The sequence below is a fragment of the Bradyrhizobium ferriligni genome, from assembly GCF_056837965.1.
The window spans coordinates 65,258-84,869 of sequence record NZ_JBXEJO010000020.1; the positions used below are offsets into that span (position 1 = coordinate 65,258).

General features: G+C 64.2%; 19 protein-coding genes. 9 read left to right on the top strand and 10 right to left on the bottom strand.

The features are described from left to right. Positions 1 to 750, top strand: a complete 750-nt coding sequence (cobF, locus tag AC1VNY_RS14220) for a precorrin-6A synthase (deacetylating) (RefSeq protein WP_482405598.1) — start codon at positions 1 to 3, stop codon at positions 748 to 750. Positions 751 to 786: 36 nt separating this feature from the next. Here cobF and AC1VNY_RS14225 read toward each other — a convergent pair whose 3' ends face one another. The 3 genes from AC1VNY_RS14225 to AC1VNY_RS14235 all read right to left on the bottom strand — a co-directional run bounded on the left by AC1VNY_RS14225 (position 787) and on the right by AC1VNY_RS14235 (position 2,413). Next, on the bottom strand, positions 787 to 978 hold the full coding sequence (locus AC1VNY_RS14225) for a hypothetical protein (RefSeq protein ID WP_038382082.1): 192 nt from the start codon (positions 976 to 978) through the stop codon (positions 787 to 789). A 355-nt stretch (positions 979 to 1,333) separates the two neighbouring features. Continuing rightward, positions 1,334 to 1,840: a YkgB family protein gene (locus tag AC1VNY_RS14230; protein WP_482405599.1), complete on the bottom strand. Its 507-nt coding sequence runs from the start codon at positions 1,838 to 1,840 to the stop codon at positions 1,334 to 1,336. A gap of 36 nt (positions 1,841 to 1,876) precedes the next feature. Further along, the gene (locus tag AC1VNY_RS14235) at positions 1,877 to 2,413 is read right to left on the bottom strand and encodes a carboxymuconolactone decarboxylase family protein (RefSeq protein WP_482405600.1); all 537 of its coding nucleotides are present in this window, start codon (positions 2,411 to 2,413) and stop codon (positions 1,877 to 1,879) included. A gap of 130 nt (positions 2,414 to 2,543) precedes the next feature. Here AC1VNY_RS14235 and AC1VNY_RS14240 point away from each other — a divergent pair, with 130 nt between their 5' ends. After that, positions 2,544 to 3,539 carry an AraC family transcriptional regulator gene (locus AC1VNY_RS14240; protein ID WP_482405601.1) on the top strand — a complete coding sequence of 332 codons (996 nt, stop codon included), beginning with the start codon at positions 2,544 to 2,546 and terminating at the stop codon, positions 3,537 to 3,539. 53 nt (positions 3,540 to 3,592) lie between these two features. Here the strand turns inward: AC1VNY_RS14240 and AC1VNY_RS14245 are convergent, their stop codons facing one another. Next, a complete protein-coding gene (locus AC1VNY_RS14245) occupies positions 3,593 to 4,519 on the bottom strand; it encodes a response regulator (RefSeq protein ID WP_482405602.1) in 927 nt (308 codons plus the stop codon). After that, positions 4,509 to 7,877, bottom strand: a complete 3,369-nt coding sequence (locus AC1VNY_RS14250) for a hybrid sensor histidine kinase/response regulator (RefSeq protein WP_482405603.1) — start codon at positions 7,875 to 7,877, stop codon at positions 4,509 to 4,511. Before AC1VNY_RS14250 ends, AC1VNY_RS14245 begins: the two co-directional genes overlap by 11 nt. Before the next feature lie 168 nt (positions 7,878 to 8,045). On the opposite strand from AC1VNY_RS14250, the gene urtA reads away from it, so the two are divergent. From urtA to AC1VNY_RS14285, 7 genes are all read left to right on the top strand, one after another. Next, on the top strand, positions 8,046 to 9,308 hold the full coding sequence (gene urtA, locus AC1VNY_RS14255) for an urea ABC transporter substrate-binding protein (protein WP_069278810.1): 1,263 nt from the start codon (positions 8,046 to 8,048) through the stop codon (positions 9,306 to 9,308). Positions 9,309 to 9,476: 168 nt separating this feature from the next. Further along, positions 9,477 to 10,403: an urea ABC transporter permease subunit UrtB gene (gene urtB, locus AC1VNY_RS14260; protein WP_482405604.1), complete on the top strand. Its 927-nt coding sequence runs from the start codon at positions 9,477 to 9,479 to the stop codon at positions 10,401 to 10,403. 17 nt (positions 10,404 to 10,420) lie between these two features. Continuing rightward, positions 10,421 to 11,557, top strand: coding sequence for an urea ABC transporter permease subunit UrtC (gene urtC, locus AC1VNY_RS14265; RefSeq protein WP_482405605.1), 1,137 nt, complete (start codon positions 10,421 to 10,423; stop codon positions 11,555 to 11,557). A gap of 12 nt (positions 11,558 to 11,569) precedes the next feature. Continuing rightward, positions 11,570 to 12,325, top strand: coding sequence for an urea ABC transporter ATP-binding protein UrtD (gene urtD / locus AC1VNY_RS14270; protein WP_028345151.1), 756 nt, complete (start codon positions 11,570 to 11,572; stop codon positions 12,323 to 12,325). Between the two features lie 12 nt (positions 12,326 to 12,337). After that, positions 12,338 to 13,027 carry an urea ABC transporter ATP-binding subunit UrtE gene (gene urtE / locus AC1VNY_RS14275; protein WP_050400072.1) on the top strand — a complete coding sequence of 230 codons (690 nt, stop codon included), beginning with the start codon at positions 12,338 to 12,340 and terminating at the stop codon, positions 13,025 to 13,027. A 28-nt stretch (positions 13,028 to 13,055) separates the two neighbouring features. Beyond that, complete coding sequence (gene fmdA / locus AC1VNY_RS14280) at positions 13,056 to 14,285, top strand: formamidase (RefSeq protein WP_057015910.1); 1,230 nt, start codon at positions 13,056 to 13,058, stop codon at positions 14,283 to 14,285. Positions 14,286 to 14,386: 101 nt separating this feature from the next. Beyond that, positions 14,387 to 14,734, top strand: a complete 348-nt coding sequence (locus tag AC1VNY_RS14285; protein WP_173641971.1) for an FmdB family zinc ribbon protein — start codon at positions 14,387 to 14,389, stop codon at positions 14,732 to 14,734. Between the two features lie 15 nt (positions 14,735 to 14,749). Here AC1VNY_RS14285 and AC1VNY_RS14290 read toward each other — a convergent pair whose 3' ends face one another. The 5 genes from AC1VNY_RS14290 to AC1VNY_RS14310 form a co-directional block, all read right to left on the bottom strand. Next, the gene (locus tag AC1VNY_RS14290; RefSeq protein WP_482405606.1) at positions 14,750 to 15,535 is read right to left on the bottom strand and encodes an ABC transporter ATP-binding protein; all 786 of its coding nucleotides are present in this window, start codon (positions 15,533 to 15,535) and stop codon (positions 14,750 to 14,752) included. Then, on the bottom strand, positions 15,532 to 16,305 hold the full coding sequence (locus tag AC1VNY_RS14295) for an ABC transporter permease (RefSeq protein WP_018270830.1): 774 nt from the start codon (positions 16,303 to 16,305) through the stop codon (positions 15,532 to 15,534). Before AC1VNY_RS14295 ends, AC1VNY_RS14290 begins: the two co-directional genes overlap by 4 nt. A 78-nt stretch (positions 16,306 to 16,383) precedes the next feature. Further along, positions 16,384 to 17,328 carry an ABC transporter substrate-binding protein gene (locus AC1VNY_RS14300; protein WP_482405607.1) on the bottom strand — a complete coding sequence of 315 codons (945 nt, stop codon included), beginning with the start codon at positions 17,326 to 17,328 and terminating at the stop codon, positions 16,384 to 16,386. Positions 17,329 to 17,496: 168 nt separating this feature from the next. Then, positions 17,497 to 18,240, bottom strand: a complete 744-nt coding sequence (gene hutC / locus AC1VNY_RS14305; protein ID WP_482405608.1) for a histidine utilization repressor — start codon at positions 18,238 to 18,240, stop codon at positions 17,497 to 17,499. Continuing rightward, positions 18,237 to 19,595: a formimidoylglutamate deiminase gene (locus AC1VNY_RS14310; protein ID WP_482405609.1), complete on the bottom strand. Its 1,359-nt coding sequence runs from the start codon at positions 19,593 to 19,595 to the stop codon at positions 18,237 to 18,239. Before AC1VNY_RS14310 ends, hutC begins: the two co-directional genes overlap by 4 nt. Between the last annotated feature and the right edge of the window lie 17 nt (positions 19,596 to 19,612).

Consider the following 19,612-nt stretch of genomic DNA (forward strand, 5'->3'; position numbering starts at 1 on the left):
ATGTTGACGCTGTCCCTGATCGGCATCGGTTGTGGTGATCCCCGGCAGCTCACTTTCGCTGCGACCGCCGCGATCAATGCCGCCGACCTGATCCTGATCCCGCGCAAGGGGACGACAAAGTCCGATCTCGCCGACTTGCGTCGCACCATCTGCGCGGACGCGTTGAGCAATGCCCGCACACGCATTGCCGAGTTTGACCTGCCGGTGCGTGACGCCGGTGAAGAGGATTATCGCAGGGGTGTGGACGATTGGCACGATGCGATCGCTGCGGCGTGGTCGCAGGAAATCGCGCGCAACCTCGGCGGAGAGGGACGTGTCGCCCTGCTGATCTGGGGCGATCCCTCGCTCTACGATTCGAGCTTGCGGATTGCGCGGCGGCTCGATCCGTTGCCATCGATCGAGGTGATCCCCGGCATCACGTCGATCCAGGCGCTGTGCGCGGCGCATGCGCTGCCGCTCAATGAGATCGGCGAGCCGTTCCTCGTGACGACCGGCCGACGGCTGCGCGAGGGTGGCTGGCCGCCCGGCATCGACACCGTGGTCGTGATGCTCGACGGCGGCGCCGCCTTCCAGACGCTGGATCCTGCCGGGCTGCAAATCTGGTGGGGCGCCTATCTCGGCATGTCCGATCAGATCATCATGGCGGGTGAACTGGCAGAGGTCGGCCCTCGCATCGTTGCCGCGCGACGAGAGGCACGTGAGCGGCACGGCTGGATCATGGACAGCTATGTCCTGAAGCGGAAATCGTGATCCAGATTTTGCTCCGGCATTCCATGCAGACGGCTGCTAGGTCTTCAATCCGCGAATCGAAGGTTGGATGGTCAGGCGGTAGGCGACGAGCCTGTCGCCATCGAACTGCTCGAGGGTCGTCTCGCAGACCGGGCAGCGATACTCGCCCTTGCTTCCAGATCCGGACGCCAGCTCAAGGCGTCGGAATCCGGCCCCGCAGCGCGGGCATGTGACGTCGTCCTTCTTCATCAACTCACCCCAGAACAACACCGGCGCTGCTTTTTAGCGCAGACCGCGCGGCGGAACTATGTTCATGGCCGCGGAGCGACGGATCCATTCGTGCATGGAAGCAACGACGCGACCACAATGGTGCTTGAGGCCGCGCAACCTGATGGCGCGGAACGAACCAGCGATTTCAATGCATTCCGCAAATTCGGCAAGGGGTTGGCTTGGCCGTGAGGGTCAGGTGTCTCGGTGCTGCGTCGCAATAATGGCTGCCATGTCGCTGTGCCGGAGATTCTGCGTCTGCTCAATCCCTCGGCAACGCGCGATCGCCGGTGCGCATCGGGCCCACCGGCGATCAGTCGCGATCGGCTGAGGCCATCTATTGCCGGATCAGACGAACCACGTCCTGCCTCAGCAGGTAGAGCGAGACGGCGAGCAGCACGACGTCCTTCATCAGGAACGGCACGTTGCCGGTCATCGCGGGGAAGCCACCGGCGGCAACGTCCCAGCCATCGGGCATGAACGGAATGATGGTGACGGTCGCGATGAAGGTGCCGGTCGAGCCGAGGGCGCCGAGCACGCCGAGCCGCTTGTCCCAGAAGCCCGCGAGCAGCAGCGAACCGAACGTCCACTCTGAGGCGCCAAGGAAATAGCTGGCGCCGGCATTGCCGAACGCTGGATAGAGCCACCAGATCAGCGGCCCGTTGCTGATGAACGGGACCAGCCGTTCGAATTCATACGGAAACCACTTCTGGTAACCGAAGAACAAGAACATGATCACCATCGCGGCCCGGACGACGTGATAGTCGAGGTCCTCCGCCAGCAGGCCGGACCTGTCGAGCGTGCGGACAAACGGATTTTGTGTGGTGTTGGCAAGCGTGGTCATGGTCGTGATCCTTTCGCGTGACATCGCTCGGTCGCTTCATGCGACTGCCGGGAAGTCGATGTCGGTGTCGTTGATGCGGTTGAAGACGTTGGTGAAGACCGTGGTGGCAAACGCCAGGCTGATCTCGACCAGCTGCGCGTCGCTGTAGCCGGCGGACTTGATCGCGGCGAAATCCTCGTCGCTGACGGTGCCGCTCGACTGCGCGAGCTTGCGGACGAAAATGACGAGCGCATCGCGCCTGGCGTCACCGGTCGGCTCGCCCTCGCGGATCTGCTTGAGCACATCCGCATTCACGCCGGCGAGCCCGGCGAGATGCGAGTGCGCGGCGACACAATAATCGCAGCCGCCGGCTGCGCTGATCACGAGCTTGACGGCCTCCAGGTCGCGCCGGGGCAGGCTGCCGCCAGTCAGCACGGCATCGGCCGCGAGGATCGACTTGAGCGCGGCCGGACCGTGGGCCGCAATCGCCGCGTAGGTGTTCGGGACGGCGCCGATCGCCTTCTTGATCTGGGCGTAGACCTGGCCCGACGGACCGGTATCGGCTTCGAGGTTCGGAACTGAGAGACGAGACATGGTGGCACTCCTTGTTCGGGGTGGTGAACGATTGCGGAGTGACAATAGGATCGAGATTTGAGACATTGAATATTCATATTGCTCGTTTATATGCTCAATCGTCTCATGCGCTGCTTCAGGGGGATTGGCCATGGATTGGCTCAGCCGGCTGTTCGAGATGATGCCGGTGCGCGGGCGGCTCGACTTGCGCTGCAGCTACAGCGTGCCCTGGCGTATCGAGCAGGGACCGGGCCTAACCAACGAGATCCCCTATCATGCGGTGCTTGCCGGCTCGGCGATCCTGGACGACGCCGCGAGCGGACGGCCGTTGCTGCTGAAGCCCGGCGACATCCTCCTGCTTCCCGGTAACCCGCGACACGTGATGCACGACGGCAGCGGGGCGACACCGCTGCCGGCGCGCAACCGGGCGGCTGAGAATTTCACCATCAGCGAAAACCTCGGATCGGACGAACGGCTTGACCTGTTGTGCGGGCACTTCGCGATTGCACCCCCGCACGACCGCCTGTTGCGCGATTATCTTCCGCCGCGTCTTGTCGTGCATGCCGGCACGCGTGCGGGAAAGGGAACGGCTGCGCAGCTCGCCGGGCTCGTGTCGCTGATGCGCAGCGAAACGGCCGACGATCATCTCGGCGGCCACGCCATGCTGAATGCGCTCTCCACGGCAATGTTCGCGCTTGTGCTGCGGCTTGCGAGCGAGACCGATGCAACGTCACGGGGACTTCTCGCCCTGGTCGGTGATCCCAGGCTCGCGCCGGCCGTGGCCGCAATGTTCAAGGAGCCCGCGCGTGCGTGGTCGCTGCCGGAGCTCGCACGGCTTTGTAACATGTCGCGCGCCACGCTGGCGCGGCAGTTCCAGGACAAGCTCGGGCGATCGGCCAGCGATCTGCTAACCGATATCAGGATGATGCTTGCGGCGAACGAGTTGAAGGGATCATCGCTTTCGACCGGCGCCGTGGCAGAGATGGTCGGGTATCAATCGGAGGCCGCCTTTCAGCGCGCCTTCAAGAGCCACATGGGCGTGACGCCGGCGCAGTGGCGAAAGACGCAGCCGCCGGAACAGGAGGTGTCGCTGGGACCTGCTGCACCGGCTGATCGGAAAGGCAGTTCGCCGACTGTGGATGCGTAGCGTCCTCCGTGCCTCGCTCACGTTTCGGTGCGGGAGGCGCAGAGTGCGCTCGATCAGGACTTGCGATGCCTTGCGTTGACCGCGATTGCGGCGGCGGCGGTGCGGTTCTCGACGCCGAGCTTGGCGTAGATCTGCTCGAGGTGCTTGTCGACGGTGCGCGGGCTGAGGCCGAGGATCTGCGCGATGTCGCGGTTGGTCTTGCCCTTGGAGAGCCAGGACAGCACCTCGCCCTCGCGGGTGGTCAGGCCGAGCTCGCTGGAGAACTCGGCCGGCATGTCGCCGCTGGTGTCCTTGGCGAGCCGCAGCAGGAATTCGTTGGGCCCGAGCTTGCCCATGTATTGCAGCCGAAGCTGCTCGTTGCCGGGGAATGACGCCACGGTCGCCGTCTTCTTTCCCGTGCCGCCCTTCTGCGCCTGCTCGAGCCAATGCGGCATCGGGTCCGGCAGCGCGAAATTGTCGGCGGCGTCGGCGAGCGTATCCGACAGCAGTCGCTGTGCCTGCGGCGTCGCCCACAGCAGCGCGCCGGCGCTGTTCACGGCGAGCAGATAGCGGCCGGAGACGTCGAGCGCCGCGCGGGCGCTTTGCGTCATCCGCGCATTGGCGAGATGGACCCGGATGCGCGCCAGCATCTCCTGGACCACGATCGGCTTCGTCACATAGTCGACGCCGCCGGCCTCCAGCCCGCGCACGATGTGCTCGGTCTCGGCGAGCCCCGTCATGAAGATGATCGGCACGCCGTCGAGCCCGGCATCGCGCTTCAGCCGCTTGCAGGTCTCGAAACCGTCCATGCCGGGCATCACGGCATCGAGCAGCACGATATCGGGCGTGATCTGGTCGACGATGCGCATCGCCGAGGCGCCGTCGAGCGCCACCATCACGGTCATGCCGGCGCCGTCGAGCGCGTCGGTCAGCAGGCGCAACGTCTCGGGCGAGTCGTCGACGACGAGCGCGACGTCGCGCTTTCTCTGTTCAATGGTCATAGCTGTGCAATGTCTTCAACGTCGCCATATATTGATCGAGATCGAACCGGTCGATCAGCGTGTGCATCTGGCCGACGAAATCGGCATGTTCGGGACACTCATTGCCGATCTCGTCGAGCTTGAGCTGGATCGCCCTGACATAGCCGAGCTGGCCGAGGCTGATCAGCTCTTCGACATATTTCACCGGCGGCCGCGAGCCGCTCTCGGGCTTCCATTGCGGAGGCGGGGCCGGCTCGGCCTCATACTGCCACTCGATCTTGAGCAATTGGCGAATGGTCTCGAGCAGCCGTGGAATGTCGATCGGCTTCATCAGGTATCCGTCATGGAATGGTTGCGCCAGCGGCGCGCCATGGGCCTCCAGCGCGCTGGCCGAGATCATCAGGATGCGGGCCTGGTGATGGCCTTCGGCGCGCAAGGTTTCGGCGACCGTCCAGCCGTCCATGCCCGCCATCGAGATATCGAGCAGGAACAGGTCCGGCCGGCAATGCTGCGCGAGGGCAAGACAGCCTGGCCCGTCCGGCGCGCTGAGCAGGATGAAGCCGAGCGGCGTCAGGATCTCGCGCAACAGGTCGCGGTGGGTCGGGTCGTCGTCGGTGATCAGGATGGTCTTGCGCGGACCGTGATAGCCGTACACGGGAGCATCGACCGGCGCATCGCGCCGCGGATTGGTGACCTCCGACAGCAGCAGCTTGACGCGGAACGTGCTGCCGGTGCCGACCGTGCTCAAAACCTTGATATCGCCGCCCATCACACCCGCGAGCAGGCGGCTGATGGTGAGGCCAAGCCCGGTGCCGGTCTGCGGCTGGGTGACGCCAAGCGCGCCGCGCTCGAACGGCGCGAAGATCCGCTCGAGGTCGTCGGGCTGGATGCCGGGTCCGGTATCGATGACCTCGAACTCAGCGACGGGGCTGCGGTAATGCACCACGAACTGCACCTGGCCGGATTGCGTGAACTTGATCGCATTCGACAGCAGGTTGATCAGGATCTGCCGCAGCCGCTTCTCGTCGGCATAGACCACGACCGGAAGCACGGCCGGCCGTTTGAACACGAAGTCGATGCCCTTTGCCGCCGCCTGCAGGCGGAACATGCCGACCAGCTGCTCGAGGAAGTCATTCAACCGCACTTCATCGCGCGACAGGTAGAGCCGGCCGGCCTCGATCTTGGAGATATCGAGGATGCCGTCGATCAGGCCCGAGAGATGATCGGCGCTGCGGCGGACCACACGCACCTGCTCGCGCGGCCGCACCTGCAGGCTGTCGTCCTGCTCCAGCAATTGCGCGTAGCCGGAGATCGCATTCAGCGGCGAGCGCAGCTCATGGCTGAGGCCAACGACATATCTGCTCTTGGCAAGGTTGGCGGACTCGGCGACTTCCTTGGCACGTTGCAGTTCGGCGTCGGTGCGTTTGTGCGCGTCGATTTCCTGGATCAGCAGCGTGGTCTGCCGGCGTGTTTCCGCTTCCGCGGCGCGCCGGCTTTGTTGCGCCAGCACGAACAGCCAGGCGACAACGCCGATGATCAGGGTCAGCGCGAAGAACACCTTCCAGAGCACGTCGGCCAATAGTTCATTGGCATGCACGGCCGCCGTGGTCTGCAGGTAGATCAGGCCGAGCACCAGCGCCACGAGGCCGGCCGAGACCGCGAACACGCCGAGATAATGCCCGAGCTGCGAATTGATGCGGGCATAGATCGGCTGCGGCATCACCTTGCCCAGCGCGTCCGCGACTTGCGCGCCGATCCGGCCATGCGGCTTGCAGAGGTCGTGGCAGCGTGCGTCGAGCGAGCAGCACAGCGAGCAGATCGGGCCGGCATAGGCGGGGCAGGAAGCCATGTCCTCGGGCTCGAACGCATGCTCGCAGATGCAGCACTGGATCGACTCGATGTTCTGCCAGCTGCGCTTCGGCTTGCGCGCGATGTAGTACTTGCCGTCGGTGGCCCAGGCGATCAGGGGAGCCGTGATGAACGCGACCGCAAGCGCAACGAAGGCCGACAGCGCCTTCGCAGTCGGGCCGAACAGGCCGTAGAACGCGCTGATCGAGACCACGGTGGCGATCGTCATCGCGCCGACGCCGACCGGATTGATGTCGCAGAGATGGGCGCGCTTGAACTCGATGTGCTGCGGACGCAAGCCGAGCGGCTTGTTGATGACGAGATCGGCCACCAGCGCGCCGACCCAGGCGATCGCGACGTTGGAGTAGAGTGCCAGCGTCTGCTCCAGCGCCTTGTAGACGCCGATCTCCATCAGCAGCAGCGCGACGACGACGTTGAACACCAGCCACACCACACGGCCGGGATGCGAGTGGGTGAGGCGGGAGAAGAAGTTCGACCAGGCGATCGAGCCGGCATAGGCGTTGGTGACGTTGATCTTGACCTGCGACAGGATCACGAATGTCCCGGTCAGCGCCATCGCCAGATCCGGCTGCGACAGCACGTAGCGGAACGCCTCGAGGTACATGTTGGCGGGCTCAGCCGCGTGCTCGGCCGAGACGCCGTGGCTGAGCGCGAAGAAGGCGAGGAACGAGCCGGCCAGCAGCTTGAGCGCGCCGAGCACGATCCAGCCGGGACCGGCGCTGAGCAGCGCGATCCACCAGGCCTTGCGCGAGGTGCGGCGGTCGCGCGGCAGAAAGCGCAGGAAGTCGACCTGCTCGCCGATCTGCGCCACCAGCGCGAATACCACGGAGGCCGCGGTGCCGAACAGCAGCAGATCGAGATTCCCTGCGGGATCGCCGTGATCGCCGGCGAATTTGCGCCACTCGGTGAACGAATGCGGATTGGCCCAGGCGATCGCCGCGAACGGCATGATGTGGAGGATGACCCACAGCGGCTGGGTCCAGAGCTGGAAGCGGCTGATCAGCGTGATGCCGTAGATGACCAGCGGAATGATCACGACCGCGCTGATCAGGTATCCGATCGGCCGCGGGATGCCGAAGCACATGTCCAGCGCACTGGCCAGGATCACCGCCTCGATCGCGAAGAAGATGAAGGTGAAGGAGGCGTAGATCAGCGAGGTGATGGTCGAGCCGATATAGCCGAACCCGGCGCCGCGGGTCAGCAGATCGATGTCGATGCCGCTTTTCGCGGCATGGTAGGCGATCGGAAGTCCGCAGAGGAAGATGATGACGCTGACCACCAGGATCGCTGCGGAGGCGTTCATTGCGCCGTAGTTCAGCGTGATGGTGCCGCCGATCGCCTCCAGCGCAAGGAACGAGATCGCGCCGAGCGCGGTGTTGGCGACCCGGGCGGCGGACCAGCGCCGCGCGCTCTTGGCGGTGAAGCGCAGCGCGTAGTCTTCCAGCGTCTGGTTGGCGACCCATTGATTGTACTGGCGCCTGACGCGGTCTATCCGCTGCCGCCCTGCCACTCGTTTGAACTCCTGGTCCACGATGCGCTGATCGCGGGCAAATCCCGTACCAAAAACCTACGTCGCTATTTTGCGGTGCAGTATACGCGATCTCACGTATCAGTGCGCTGCACAAAAGTGAGCAATCCTAGCCTCATCAATAAGCGTTCTCGAACCAATGGGGTGCTCATGTCAGACGATACAAAACCAGGACTGCCGTCTCCGCTCCGCCGCAAGCTCTTGATGGGAATGGCCGCTTTGCCGGCCATGTCGATGCTGGGCCGTCCCGCATTTGCCGACGTTCCTGCAACCTCTGCGGTCAACACCACCGGTCTTGCAGTCACCGATAGCGAAGTCACGGTCGGCATCCTGCATTCGGTGACCGGCACCATGGCGATCTCCGAGACCGGGTCGGTCGAGGCCGAGAAGCTCGCGATCGAGCAGATCAACGCCGCCGGCGGCGTGCTCGGCCGCAAGATCAAGTTCATCCAGGAAGACGGCGCCAGCGACTGGCCGACCTTCGCGGAAAAGGCCAAGAAGCTGCTGGTCAACGACAAATGCGCGGCGGTGATGGGCTGCTGGACCTCGGCCTCGCGCAAGGCGGTGCTGCCGGTGTTCGAGCAGTACAACGGCATGCTGTATTACCCGACCTTCTATGAAGGCCTCGAGCAGTCCAAGAACGTCATCTACACCGGCCAGGAGGCGACCCAGCAGATCATTGCCGGTCTCGACTGGGTCAACAAGACCAAGGGCGCCAAGAGCTTCTACCTGCTCGGCTCGGACTACATCTGGCCGCGCACCTCGAACAAGATCGCGCGCAAGCACATCGAGAACCATCTGCAAGGCTGCAAGGTGGTCGGCGAGGAATACTTCCCGCTCGGCTCGACCCAGTTCAATTCGGTCATCAACAAGATCAAGCTGACCAAGCCGGACGTGATCTACGCGATCATCGTCGGCGGCTCCAACGTCGCATTCTACAAGCAGCTCAAGGCGGCCGGCATCGACCTGTCCAAGCAGACGCTGCTCACGATCTCGGTCACCGAGGACGAGATCGACGGTATCGGCGGCGAGAACATCGCCGGCGCCTATGCCTGCATGAAGTACTTCCAGTCGCTCGACAATCCGAACAACAAGGCCTTCGTGCCCGCCTTCAAGAAGATGTGGGGCGAGAAGACCGTGATCGGAGACGTCACCCAGGCTGCCTATCTCGGTCCGTGGCTGTGGAAGTTGACGGTGGAGAAGGCCGGCTCCTTCGACATCGACAAGGTGGCGGCGGCGTCGCCCGGCGTCGAGTTCAAGGGCGCGCCGGAAGGTTACGTCCGGATCCACGAGAACCATCACCTGTGGTCGAAGACCCGCGTCGGGCGCGCCAAGGCCGATGGACAGTATGAGCTGATCTACGAGACCGCCGATCTCGTCGAGCCGGACCCGTTCCCCAAGGGATACCAGTGAGCCAGTAGCCCGCATGAGCGGAGCGATATGCGGGACCGTCCCGGGTATCGCTACCGCTCACCCGGGCTACGAAGCTCCACAACGCATCGCGGCGTGGACGTCGTCGTCCGCGCCACGGAACGAGCGTCGCTTGACCGGCGGCGCGTGCCCCTTGGACTGGAGGACATCATGTTCGGCGACTATTCGATCAGCGATCTCGGCGCCATCCTTGCGATGCAGGGATTTGCCGGGCTCATCCTGTTCTCCGTCTATGTTCTGATGGCGCTGGGGCTTGCCATCATCTTCGGCCAGATGGGCGTCATCAACATGGCCCATGGCGAGTTCATGATCCTCGGCGCCTACGTCACCTGGATGACGTCGAACGCCGTGCAGCATGCCGCGCCCTGGCTGTTCCCCGGTTACTTCTTCATCGCGATGATCCTGGCTTTCATCGCCTCCGGCGCGCTCGGCATGCTGGTCGAATGGGCGCTGATACGCCATCTCTACAAACGCCCACTCGACACGCTGCTGGCGACCTGGGGCCTTAGCCTGATCCTGCAGCAGGCCTATCGTTCGGTCTTCGGCGCGCGCGAGGTCGGCGTCGAACTGCCGGAATGGATGATGGGCTCCTGGCAGGCGACCGACTCCATTCAGATCCCGATCAACGGCATGTTCGTGATGGCGCTGACCATCCTGATCACGATCGTTGTGATCTATATTCTGTTCTGGTCGAGCTGGGGCAAGCAGGTGCGCGCCGTGGTGCAGAACCGCGTGATGGCGGGCGCCGTCGGCATCAATACCGAGAAGGTCGATCGCTACACCTTTGGCCTGGGTTGCGGCATCGCCGGGATCGCGGGCTCGGCCTTCACCATGATCGGCTCGACCGGACCGACCGCCGGCCAACTCTACATCGTCGATACCTTCCTGGTCGTGGTGTTCGGCGGTGCCGCCTCGCTGTTCGGCACCATCGCCTCCGCCTTCTCGATCTCGCAGACCCAATCGACGCTGGAATTCTTCCTGTCGGGATCAATGGCAAAGGTGATCACGCTGCTGACGATCGTCGCGATCCTGATGGTGCGTCCGCAGGGGCTCTTCGCGCTCAAGGTCCGCAAATAAGAACAAGCAGGCTGGTCATGATCATCAACTCGCGCTTTTTCAATCGCTCCGAACTGCTCGGCTTCCTTGCGCTCGCGGTGCTGCTGTTTCTCATCCTGCCGCTGTCGCTGGATATCTTCCGTCTCAACCTGGTCGCCAAATACCTGACCTACGCCTTTGTCGGCATCGGCCTCGTGCTGTGCTGGGGCTATGGCGGCATCCTGAGCCTCGGGCAGGGCGTGTTCTTCGGCCTCGGCGGCTACTGCATGGCGATGTATCTCAAGCTCGAGGCGTCCTCGGTCGCGAACACCAAGATCCAATCGACGCCGGGCATCCCTGACTTCATGGACTGGAACCAGCTCACCTCGCTGCCCTTCTTCTGGAAGCCGTTCCATAGTTTCCCGGTGGCATTGATCGCGATCATCCTGGTGCCCGCGATCTTCTCCTTCATCATCGGCGCTGCCATGTTCAAGCGCCGGGTCGGCGGCGTCTACTTCGCGATCATCACCCAGGCGATCGCCGCGATCATGACCATCCTGATCGTGGGCCAGCAGGGCTACACCGGCGGCATCAACGGGATCACCGACCTGCGCACGCTGCATGGCTGGGATATCCGAACCGATCACGCCAAGTACGTCCTGTACTTCGTGGAGGTGGTATTGTTGTTCGGCTGCATCTGCGCCGCGCAGTTCATCCGCCTGACAAAACTCGGGCGCATCCTGGTGGCGATGAGAGAGCAGGAGGATCGCGTGCGTTTCTCCGGTTACAGCGTCGCCAACTTCAAGATCTTCGCGTTCTGCGCCGCGGCGGTGTTCGCTGCGATCGGCGGCGCCATGTTCACGCTCGAAGTCGGCTTCATGTCGCCGTCCTTCGTCGGCATCGTGCCATCGATCGAGATGGTGATCTACACGGCGGTCGGCGGCCGGATGTCGATCTTCGGCGCCGTGTGGGGCGCGCTGCTGGTCAATTTCGCCAAGACCAGCCTTTCGGAGTCGTTCCCGCAGCTCTGGCTGTTCGGCCTCGGCGCGCTGTTCATCGCGGTCGTGCTGGCGTTCCCGAACGGGCTCTCCGGCATCTGGGCGGACCACGTCCAGCCGCGCATCGATCGCCTGTTGGCATCACGCAAATCGAAATCGGCGGCCGGCCTGATCGCCGACGGCGCACCGGCCGAGTGAGGAGGGACCATCATGCTCGTCGGCCATCAGCCCAAGGACTTCCTGCTCGCGGTCTCCGGTCTCACCGTGTCCTTTGACGGCTTCAAGGCCGTGAACGATCTTTCCTTCTATGTCGAGGAGAACGAGATCCGCGTCATCATCGGCCCGAACGGCGCCGGCAAGACCACCGTGCTCGACCTGATCTGCGGCAAGACCAGGGCCACGTCAGGCTCGATCCAGTTCCGCGGCCAGGAGCTGACCAGGTTGCGCGAGAACGAGATCGTGCAGGCCGGGGTGGGGCGCAAGTTCCAGACGCCGTCGGTGTTCGAGGATCTCACCGTGTTCGAGAACCTCGAGATTTCCTTTCCGCGCGGCCGCACCGTGTTCGGTTCGTTGACCTTCCAGCGCGACGACACCGTCAAGCAGCGAGTCGAGGAGGTCGCCGAGATGATCTTCCTGAAGGACAAGCTCAATACCTTTGCCGACCAGCTCAGCCACGGCCAGAAGCAGTGGCTCGAGATCGGAATGCTGCTGATCCAGGATCCGGACCTCTTGATGCTCGACGAGCCGGTCGCCGGCATGAGCGTCTCCGAGCGCGCCAAGACCGCCGAGCTGCTCAACCGCATCATCAAGGACCGTTCGGTCCTGGTGATCGAGCACGACATGAAGTTCGTCGAGGACATCGCGCACAAGGTCACGGTGCTGCACCAGGGACAGATCCTGTCCGAGGGGACGATGGAGCACGTCAAGAACGATCCGAAAGTCATTGAAGTGTATTTGGGCCACTGAGGAACTGGGACGATGCTGGCAATCAATGATCTTCATGTCGCCTATGGCCAGAGCGAGGTGCTGCACGGCCTCAACGTCTCGGTCGCGCCCAACGAGATCGTCGCGATCATGGGCCGCAACGGCATGGGCAAGACCACGCTGATGAAATCGCTGATGGGCATCCTGCCGGCCAAGAGCGGCAAGGTGACCATGGACGGCACCGAGCTCGGCGCGATGAAGAGCTACGAGCGGGTGGCGAAGGGCCTCGCCTACGTCCCTCAAGGCCGCATGATCTTCTCTACCATGACTGTCAAGGAGAACATCGAGACCGGCCTCGTGGTGTCAGGTGGCTCCGAAGTACCCGGCGATATCTACGAGTTGTTTCCGGTGCTGCTCGAGATGAAGGGCCGCCGCGGCGGTAACCTCTCGGGTGGGCAACAGCAGCAGCTCGCGATCGCCCGGGCGCTGGCGACCAAGCCGAAGGTGCTGCTGCTCGACGAGCCGACCGAAGGTATCCAACCGTCGATCATCAAGGACATGGCGCGCACCCTGAAGCGGATCCGCGATGAGCGAGGGCTTTCGATCGTCGTCTCCGAACAGGTCCTGAGCTTCGCGCTCGACATCGCCGACCGCGTGCTCGTCATCGAGAACGGCGAGATCGTCCGCGACGATCCGCGCGCCAGCGTCGATGCCGCGCAGATCTCGAAATATCTGTCCGTGTAACCACCAGTAAACGAAGGGGAGCAATGCGATGCCAGATACACTGATCAAGGTCGATCTCAGCAAGTCGGCCTATGAAAACGACAAGATCCATAACCGCTGGCATCCGGAGGTTCCGATCGTCGAGTGGGTCAGCCCGGGCGACGACTTCATCATCGAGACCGTCGACTGGACCGGCGGCTTCATCAAGAACAACGATTCTGCCGATGACGTGCGCGACATCGATCTGTCGATCGTGCATTTCCTCTCGGGTCCGATCGGCGTCAAGGGCGCCGAGCCCGGCGATCTCCTCGTCGTCGATCTGCTTGACGTTGGTCCGTTGAAGGAGAGCCTGTGGGGCTTCAACGGCTTCTTCTCCAAGCAGAATGGCGGCGGCTTCCTTACCGACCATTTCCCGCTGGCGCAGAAGTCGATCTGGGACATCAAGGGCCTTTACACCTCGTCGCGTCACGTCCCCGGCGTCAACTTCGCCGGCCTGATCCATCCCGGCCTGATCGGCTGTCTGCCCGATGCCAAGATGCTGGCGGCCTGGAACAAGCGCGAAGCCGAGCTGATCGCGACCAACCCGACCCGGGTGCCGGGGCTCGCCAATCCGCCGTTCGCGCCGACCGCCCATGCCGGCCAGGCCAAGGGCGACGTCAAGGCCAAGATCGGCCTCGAAGGCGCCCGCACCGTGCCGCCGCGCGAGCATGGCGGCAATTGCGACATCAAGGATCTGTCGCGCGGCTCGAAGATCTATTTCCCGGTCTATGTGCCGGGCGGCGGGCTCTCGATGGGCGATCTGCATTTCAGCCAGGGTGACGGCGAGATCACCTTCTGCGGCGCCATCGAAATGGCCGGCTGGCTGCACATTAAGGTCGATGTCATCAAGGACGGCGTGTCGAAATACGGCATCAAGAACCCCGTGTTCAAGCCGTCGCCGATCACGCCGAACTACAAGGACTATCTGATCTTCGAGGGTATCTCGGTCGACGAGGCCGGCAAGCAGCATTATCTCGACGTCCACATCGCCTATCGCCAGGCCTGCCTGAACGCGATCGAATATCTGAAGAAGTTCGGCTACTCCGGCGCCCAGGCCTACTCGATCCTCGGCACCGCGCCGTGCCAGGGCCACATCTCCGGCGTGGTCGACGTGCCGAATGCCTGCGCCACGCTGTGGCTGCCGACGGAGATCTTCGACTTCGACGTCATGCCGTCGTCGGCGGGACCGATTAAGCACATCACGGGCGACGTGCAGATGCCGATCTCACCGGACAAGTGATCCTTTAGGTGATCCCTGCGCGAAGGGTGCGGGACGGCTGCGTTCTGGCCGCCCCGCATCCATCGCCGGATGTCACGCACGACTGCGCAAGGATTAAGGAAATGCCGATCTACGAATATCTCTGCAACGACTGCGGTCCGTTCACCGACATGCGGCCGATGGCGGAGTGCGACCTGCCGCAGGATTGCCCGCAATGCGAGACGACGTCGCCGCGCGTGATCCTGACTGCGCCGGCGTTCTTCTGCATGCCCTCCGACAAGCGCAAGGCGCACGCCACCAATGAGCAGAGCCGGCACGCGCCGAAGACGCTCGATCAGTACAAGGCGGCGCACGGCCCAGGCTGCGGCTGCTGCTCCACCGGAAAGAAGAAGCCGGCGCGGCTGATGACCAAGACCAAGAGCGGCGCCAAGGGCTTTCCGACCGCGCGGCCCTGGATGATCAGCCACTGACGGCGCCGCTGATCATCAGGCCTGTTCGGCGACCTTCAGAGCCTCGGTGCGGATCTCTTCCACCAGCCGTTCCTTCAGGGCGACGAATTCGGGCGTGGTCTTGATCCTGTAGGAGCGCGGATGCGGCAGGTCGACCGCGATCTCGGCCTTGATGCGGCCGGGCCGCGCGCTCATGACGATGACGCGGCTGCCGAGGAAGATCGCTTCCTCGATGTCGTGGGTGACGAACAGCACCGTCTTCTGGTCGCGCTCCCAGATCCCGAGCAGCATCTCCTGCATCAGCGCGCGCGTCTGGTTGTCCAGCGCGCCGAACGGCTCGTCGAGCAGCAGGATCTTCGGATCGTTGGCCAGCGCACGGGCGATCGCGGTGCGCTGCTGCATGCCGCCCGACAGCTGCTTGGGCCAGTGATTCTCGAAGCCCGATAGCCCGACCCGGCGAATGAACGCATCGGCGATGTCGTGGCGTTCGCCTTGCGCAACGCCGCGCTCGCGCAGGCCGAAGGCGATGTTCTCCCGCACCGTCAGCCAGGGGAACAGAGTGTAGGACTGGAACACCATGCCACGGTCGGCGCCGGGGCCCGTGACCTCGCGCCCGTCGAGCGTGACGCGCCCGCTGGTCGGCCGGTCGAGCCCGGCGATGATCCGGAGCAGGGTGGACTTTCCACATCCGGAGGGGCCGAGGATGGTGACGAAGTCGTTGTCGCCGACGTCGAGCGTGGTCGGCTCGAGCGCCCTCGTCGGCGCGTTGCCGGCGCGGGCGGGGAAGGTTCGCGAGACCTGATCGATCCTGAGCGCGGTCATGCGAGCTTCCACGGGAACAGCCAGGCGTTGAAGGCCTTGAACAGGAAATCGGAGATCAGGCCGATCAGCCCGATCACGATGATGCCGAAGATGATTTGGCCGGTGTTGAGCAGCGCCTGGCTGTCGGTGATCATGTGCCCGATGCCCGACGATGAGCCGATCAATTCAGCCACGATGACGTAGGTCCAGGCCCAGCCCAGCACCAGTCTGAGGATTTCAGCGATCTCGGGTGCGGCGGAGGGCAGCAGCACGCGGCGGATGATGCCGCGGTCGCGGGCGCCGAGCGTGTAGGCGGCCTCCACCAGGTCGCGCCTTGTGGCACCGACGGTGACGGCCACCATCAGGATGATCTGAAACACCGCGCCGATGAAGATCACAAGCAGCTTCTGCAATTCGCCAATGCCGGCCCACAGGATCAGCAGCGGGATGAAGGCGGATGCCGGCAGATAGCGCGCAAAGGACACAAACGGTTCGAGAAAGGCCTCGATTGGCTTGTAGGCTCCCATCAGAACACCGAGCGGTACCGCGATGACGGCAGCAAGCACAAATCCGCCGATCACGCGCCAGATCGTCATCCCGATGTCGAACAGAAAGCCTTGCTTGGCGAGCAGCTCATAGCCTTCCTGCACCATGGTGAGCGGGTTGGCGAGGAAAGTCTTCGACACGTGGCCGCCGAACGTGGCCCAGGACCAGAGGGCGACGAACAGCACAAAGAAGGCGAGGCCATAGGCCACGCGCTGCTTCGATGTCGTGGGCTCGAGAGGACGCATCAAATGATCCGGGCGTATCTTATGCGCCGGTCCCGCCCGCTGTGTCGCGAGGCGGGACCGGCCGAAATGGTTGCTGCGTTACTTGATGAAGCTTGCGTCGTAGATGTCCTCGACCTTCGGCGCGGCCTTGATGATGCCGACCTCGAGCAGCAGCTCTGCGGCGTCCTTGTTGAAGGTGAGGAAGTCGCCGGCGAAGAATTTCTGGTTGGCGGCCTTGTCCTGCCAGCGCAGGTACTTTGCCGAGTTGCCGAACTGCTCGCCGCTCTGCTTCACGTCAGCGCCCATGATCTCGTAGGACTTGGCCTGGTCCTTGGCGATCATGTCGAGCGCCTCGAAATAGCTGTTGGCAAGCGCCTGCGCCGCTTTGGGATTGTCGGTCAGGAATTTCGGCGTGCAGCCGAAGGTATCCATCACGATCGGGTAGTCGAGCGTGGTCGCGATGATCTTGCCCTTGTCGGGAGCGGCGCGCACGGTCGACAGATAGGGCTCGTAGGTCATCGCGGCATCGTTCTGGCCGGAGACGAAGGCCTGCGCCGCGGCGGCCGGCTCCAGATTGACCACGGTGACGTCCTTCACCGTGAGGCCGTTCTTCTTCAGCATCCAGGCCAGCGCGAAATAGGGCGAGGTGCCCGGCGCCGATGCCGCGACGGTCTTGCCCTTGAGGTCCTTGATCGCGGCGACATCGTTGCGCACGGCCATGCCGTCGGCGCCATAGCTCTTGTCGAGCTGGAAGATCTGCTTGGTCGCGACGCCGTTGGCGTTCCAGGAGATCCAGGTCTCGACCGTCGTCGCCGCGCACTGGATGTCGCCCGAGGCGATCGCGAGATGACGGTCCTTCTGCGGGATCTTCTTCAAGGTCACGTCGAGGCCGTTCTTCTTGAAGATGCCGGCCTCCTTGGCGAGCGTCAGCGGTGCGAAGCCGGTCCATCCGGAGATGCCGACGCCGACCTTGACGTCATCCGCTGACGCGGCGGTGGACGCGAGCAGCACTGCGATTGCGGGCAATAGCTTGAAGGAACGCATGATTGTCGACCCCTTGAACGATGGATTGAACCCAGTTGATCTCTTCACGTCAGTGATCTCTTGACGTCAGTCATCTCTTCACGTCAGTCGCGGCGGATTGCCGCATGAAGCATGTCGGCGGACGATGGCCCATGATGCATTGCATGAAATATGCCGCGCAAGCTGTCCTCAGCCTCCCTTGAAGCGGGCCACCAGGCGATGCGTCTCGCCCGGATAATGCAGCCGCACCGCCGTCACCGTGCGCGCGCTGCGCCAGGTGTAGCGGTCGATCACGAGACAGGGCGCGCCGACCGCGATGTCGAGCGCCGCGGCCGTGCGATCGTCGGCGACGACGGCACTGATCGTATGCTCGGCTTCGGTCCACGGCACGTGATGCAGCAGCCACGATCCCGGCGGCTCGCGGGCGAAGTCCGCGTTTGCGGCCTCCGGAACCGTGGAGAGATCGATCAGCCTGTCCTCGACGGCGAACGGCACGTTGTCCGCACTGTGCCGACAGGCGATCGCGACCACCTTGCCGGCCTTGTCCATGCCGAGCCGGGCGCGATCGGCTGATGTCGCGGTACGGCGCCGGCAATCGATCAGCTGATAGCCATAGCTGCGGCCGAGCGCGGTGATCTCGGCGCGGATGTCGGCGATCTTCAGCACCGCCGACAGATGCTGTGGGCGGCGCACGAAGGTGCCGGCACGGCGCCGCCGCTCGATCAGGTCGGCCTGCGCCAGTTCTGACAACGCCTTGTTCACCGTCATACGCGAGCAGCGATAGCGCGCCATCAATTGGTGCTCGAACGGGATGCGATGACCGGGCGGCCATTCGCCGGTCAGGATCCGGGTCTCGATGTCGAGCCGGATGCGCTTGTAGAGCGTCGGCTTGCCGGCTGCATTCGGCTTGGCCTGGTCGGAGGCGAGACTCATGCGACGAGCCCCCGGACGCTCGCATTGAACTGCTCACGCGCCTTGTCGCGCTGCCGGTGCCGTCCGCCCGCAACCACCTTGTCGCCGCCGGCCCAGACGCAATCGATCGCGTCGCTGCCGGTTGCAAACAGCCAGCCGTCGAGAACGGCATCGCCCGACCGTCCCGCCAGGGACGGATGCGCGGTGTCGAGAGACACGATGTCGGCGCGCGCGCCGGGCGCGAGCCCAGCCTTGGTCTGTGCCAGGGCCTGTGCGCCGCCAGCGAGTGCGTAATCGAACAGGGCGCGGCCGGTGGATGCGCCGGGACGCCCCGAGAGCACGTTGCGCTCGCGGTGCTTCAGCCGCTGGCCGTATTCGAGTTGGCGAAGTTCGTCGGCGACGCCGACCAGCACGTTGGAATCGGTTCCGATGCCGAACCGGCCGCCCGCCGCGAGGAATTCGCGCGCGGAAAAGATGCCGTCGCCGAGACTTGCTTCGGTGACGGGGCAAAGGCCGGCAACCGCGCCGCTGCGTGCGAGCGCTGTGACTTCCGGCTCCGCCATGTGGGTCGCGTGAATCAGGCACCAGCGCTGATCGACGGGGGCATGTTCGAGCAGCCATTGCACCGGCCGCTGTCCCGACCAGGCGAGGCAATCCTCGACCTCGCGCACCTGTTCGGCGGCGTGGATGTGGATCGGGGCCGCCCCGGCAAGCGGGATGATCGCGGCCAGTTCGTCCGGCGCCACGGCGCGCAGGCTATGCGGAGCGATGCCGATGTTGGCGCCGGGTAGATCTCGGATTGCCTCGCGCGAGGCAGTCATCAGCGCGGCGAACTGATCGACCGAGCAAATGAAGCGGCGCTGCCCGGCATGCGGTGCGGCGCCGCCGAATGTGCTGTGGGCATAGAAACTCGGCAGCAGCGTGAGCCCGATGCCGGAGGCGCTGGCGGCCTCTGTGATGCGCACGGCCATCTCGGCGGGATTGGCGTATGGCGCGCCGTCCCGATCATGATGCAGATAGTGGAACTCGCCGACGCGGGTAAGGCCGCGCTCGAGCATCTCGACATAGAGCAGGGTTGCGACGGCGGCGACGTCGTCCGGTGTCATGGTCAGCGCGAAGCGATACATCGTCTCGCGCCAGGTCCAGAACGTATCGGTGGTGTCGCCGCCCAGTTCGGCGAGGCCGGCCATGCCGCGCTGAAACGCGTGGCTGTGCAGGCTCGCCAATCCCGGAACCGCCAGTTGGTGACGTTCGTCGCCGGCGGCAGGCGCGACGCCCGCCGTCACCGAGGCGATCGCGCCATCGGCAACGACGACCTGCACGTCATTGGCCCAGCCCGAAGGCAGCAGCGCGAATGCGAAATGCAGTCGTGTCATTTTTCCACGCCGGCTGG

Excerpts from the sequence above, each read along its gene's own strand:
- urtE (WP_050400072.1), top strand. The coding sequence starts at position 12,338 with ATGCTGGCAATCAATGATCTTCATGTCGCCTATGGCCAGAGCGAGGTG.
- AC1VNY_RS14225 (WP_038382082.1), bottom strand. The coding sequence starts at position 978 with ATGAAGAAGGACGACGTCACATGCCCGCGCTGCGGGGCCGGATTCCGA.
- AC1VNY_RS14235 (WP_482405600.1), bottom strand. The coding sequence starts at position 2,413 with ATGTCTCGTCTCTCAGTTCCGAACCTCGAAGCCGATACCGGTCCGTCG.
- AC1VNY_RS14310 (WP_482405609.1), bottom strand. The coding sequence starts at position 19,595 with ATGACACGACTGCATTTCGCATTCGCGCTGCTGCCTTCGGGCTGGGCC.
- urtA (WP_069278810.1), top strand. The coding sequence starts at position 8,046 with ATGTCAGACGATACAAAACCAGGACTGCCGTCTCCGCTCCGCCGCAAG.
- AC1VNY_RS14290 (WP_482405606.1), bottom strand. The coding sequence starts at position 15,535 with ATGACCGCGCTCAGGATCGATCAGGTCTCGCGAACCTTCCCCGCCCGC.
- AC1VNY_RS14240 (WP_482405601.1), top strand. The coding sequence starts at position 2,544 with ATGGATTGGCTCAGCCGGCTGTTCGAGATGATGCCGGTGCGCGGGCGG.
- AC1VNY_RS14230 (WP_482405599.1), bottom strand. The coding sequence starts at position 1,840 with ATGACCACGCTTGCCAACACCACACAAAATCCGTTTGTCCGCACGCTC.
- fmdA (WP_057015910.1), top strand. The coding sequence starts at position 13,056 with ATGCCAGATACACTGATCAAGGTCGATCTCAGCAAGTCGGCCTATGAA.
- urtD (WP_028345151.1), top strand. The coding sequence starts at position 11,570 with ATGCTCGTCGGCCATCAGCCCAAGGACTTCCTGCTCGCGGTCTCCGGT.
- AC1VNY_RS14245 (WP_482405602.1), bottom strand. The coding sequence starts at position 4,519 with ATGACCATTGAACAGAGAAAGCGCGACGTCGCGCTCGTCGTCGACGAC.
- urtC (WP_482405605.1), top strand. The coding sequence starts at position 10,421 with ATGATCATCAACTCGCGCTTTTTCAATCGCTCCGAACTGCTCGGCTTC.
- AC1VNY_RS14300 (WP_482405607.1), bottom strand. The coding sequence starts at position 17,328 with ATGCGTTCCTTCAAGCTATTGCCCGCAATCGCAGTGCTGCTCGCGTCC.
- AC1VNY_RS14285 (WP_173641971.1), top strand. The coding sequence starts at position 14,387 with ATGCCGATCTACGAATATCTCTGCAACGACTGCGGTCCGTTCACCGAC.
- hutC (WP_482405608.1), bottom strand. The coding sequence starts at position 18,240 with ATGAGTCTCGCCTCCGACCAGGCCAAGCCGAATGCAGCCGGCAAGCCG.
- urtB (WP_482405604.1), top strand. The coding sequence starts at position 9,477 with ATGTTCGGCGACTATTCGATCAGCGATCTCGGCGCCATCCTTGCGATG.
- cobF (WP_482405598.1), top strand. The coding sequence starts at position 1 with ATGTTGACGCTGTCCCTGATCGGCATCGGTTGTGGTGATCCCCGGCAG.
- AC1VNY_RS14295 (WP_018270830.1), bottom strand. The coding sequence starts at position 16,305 with ATGCGTCCTCTCGAGCCCACGACATCGAAGCAGCGCGTGGCCTATGGC.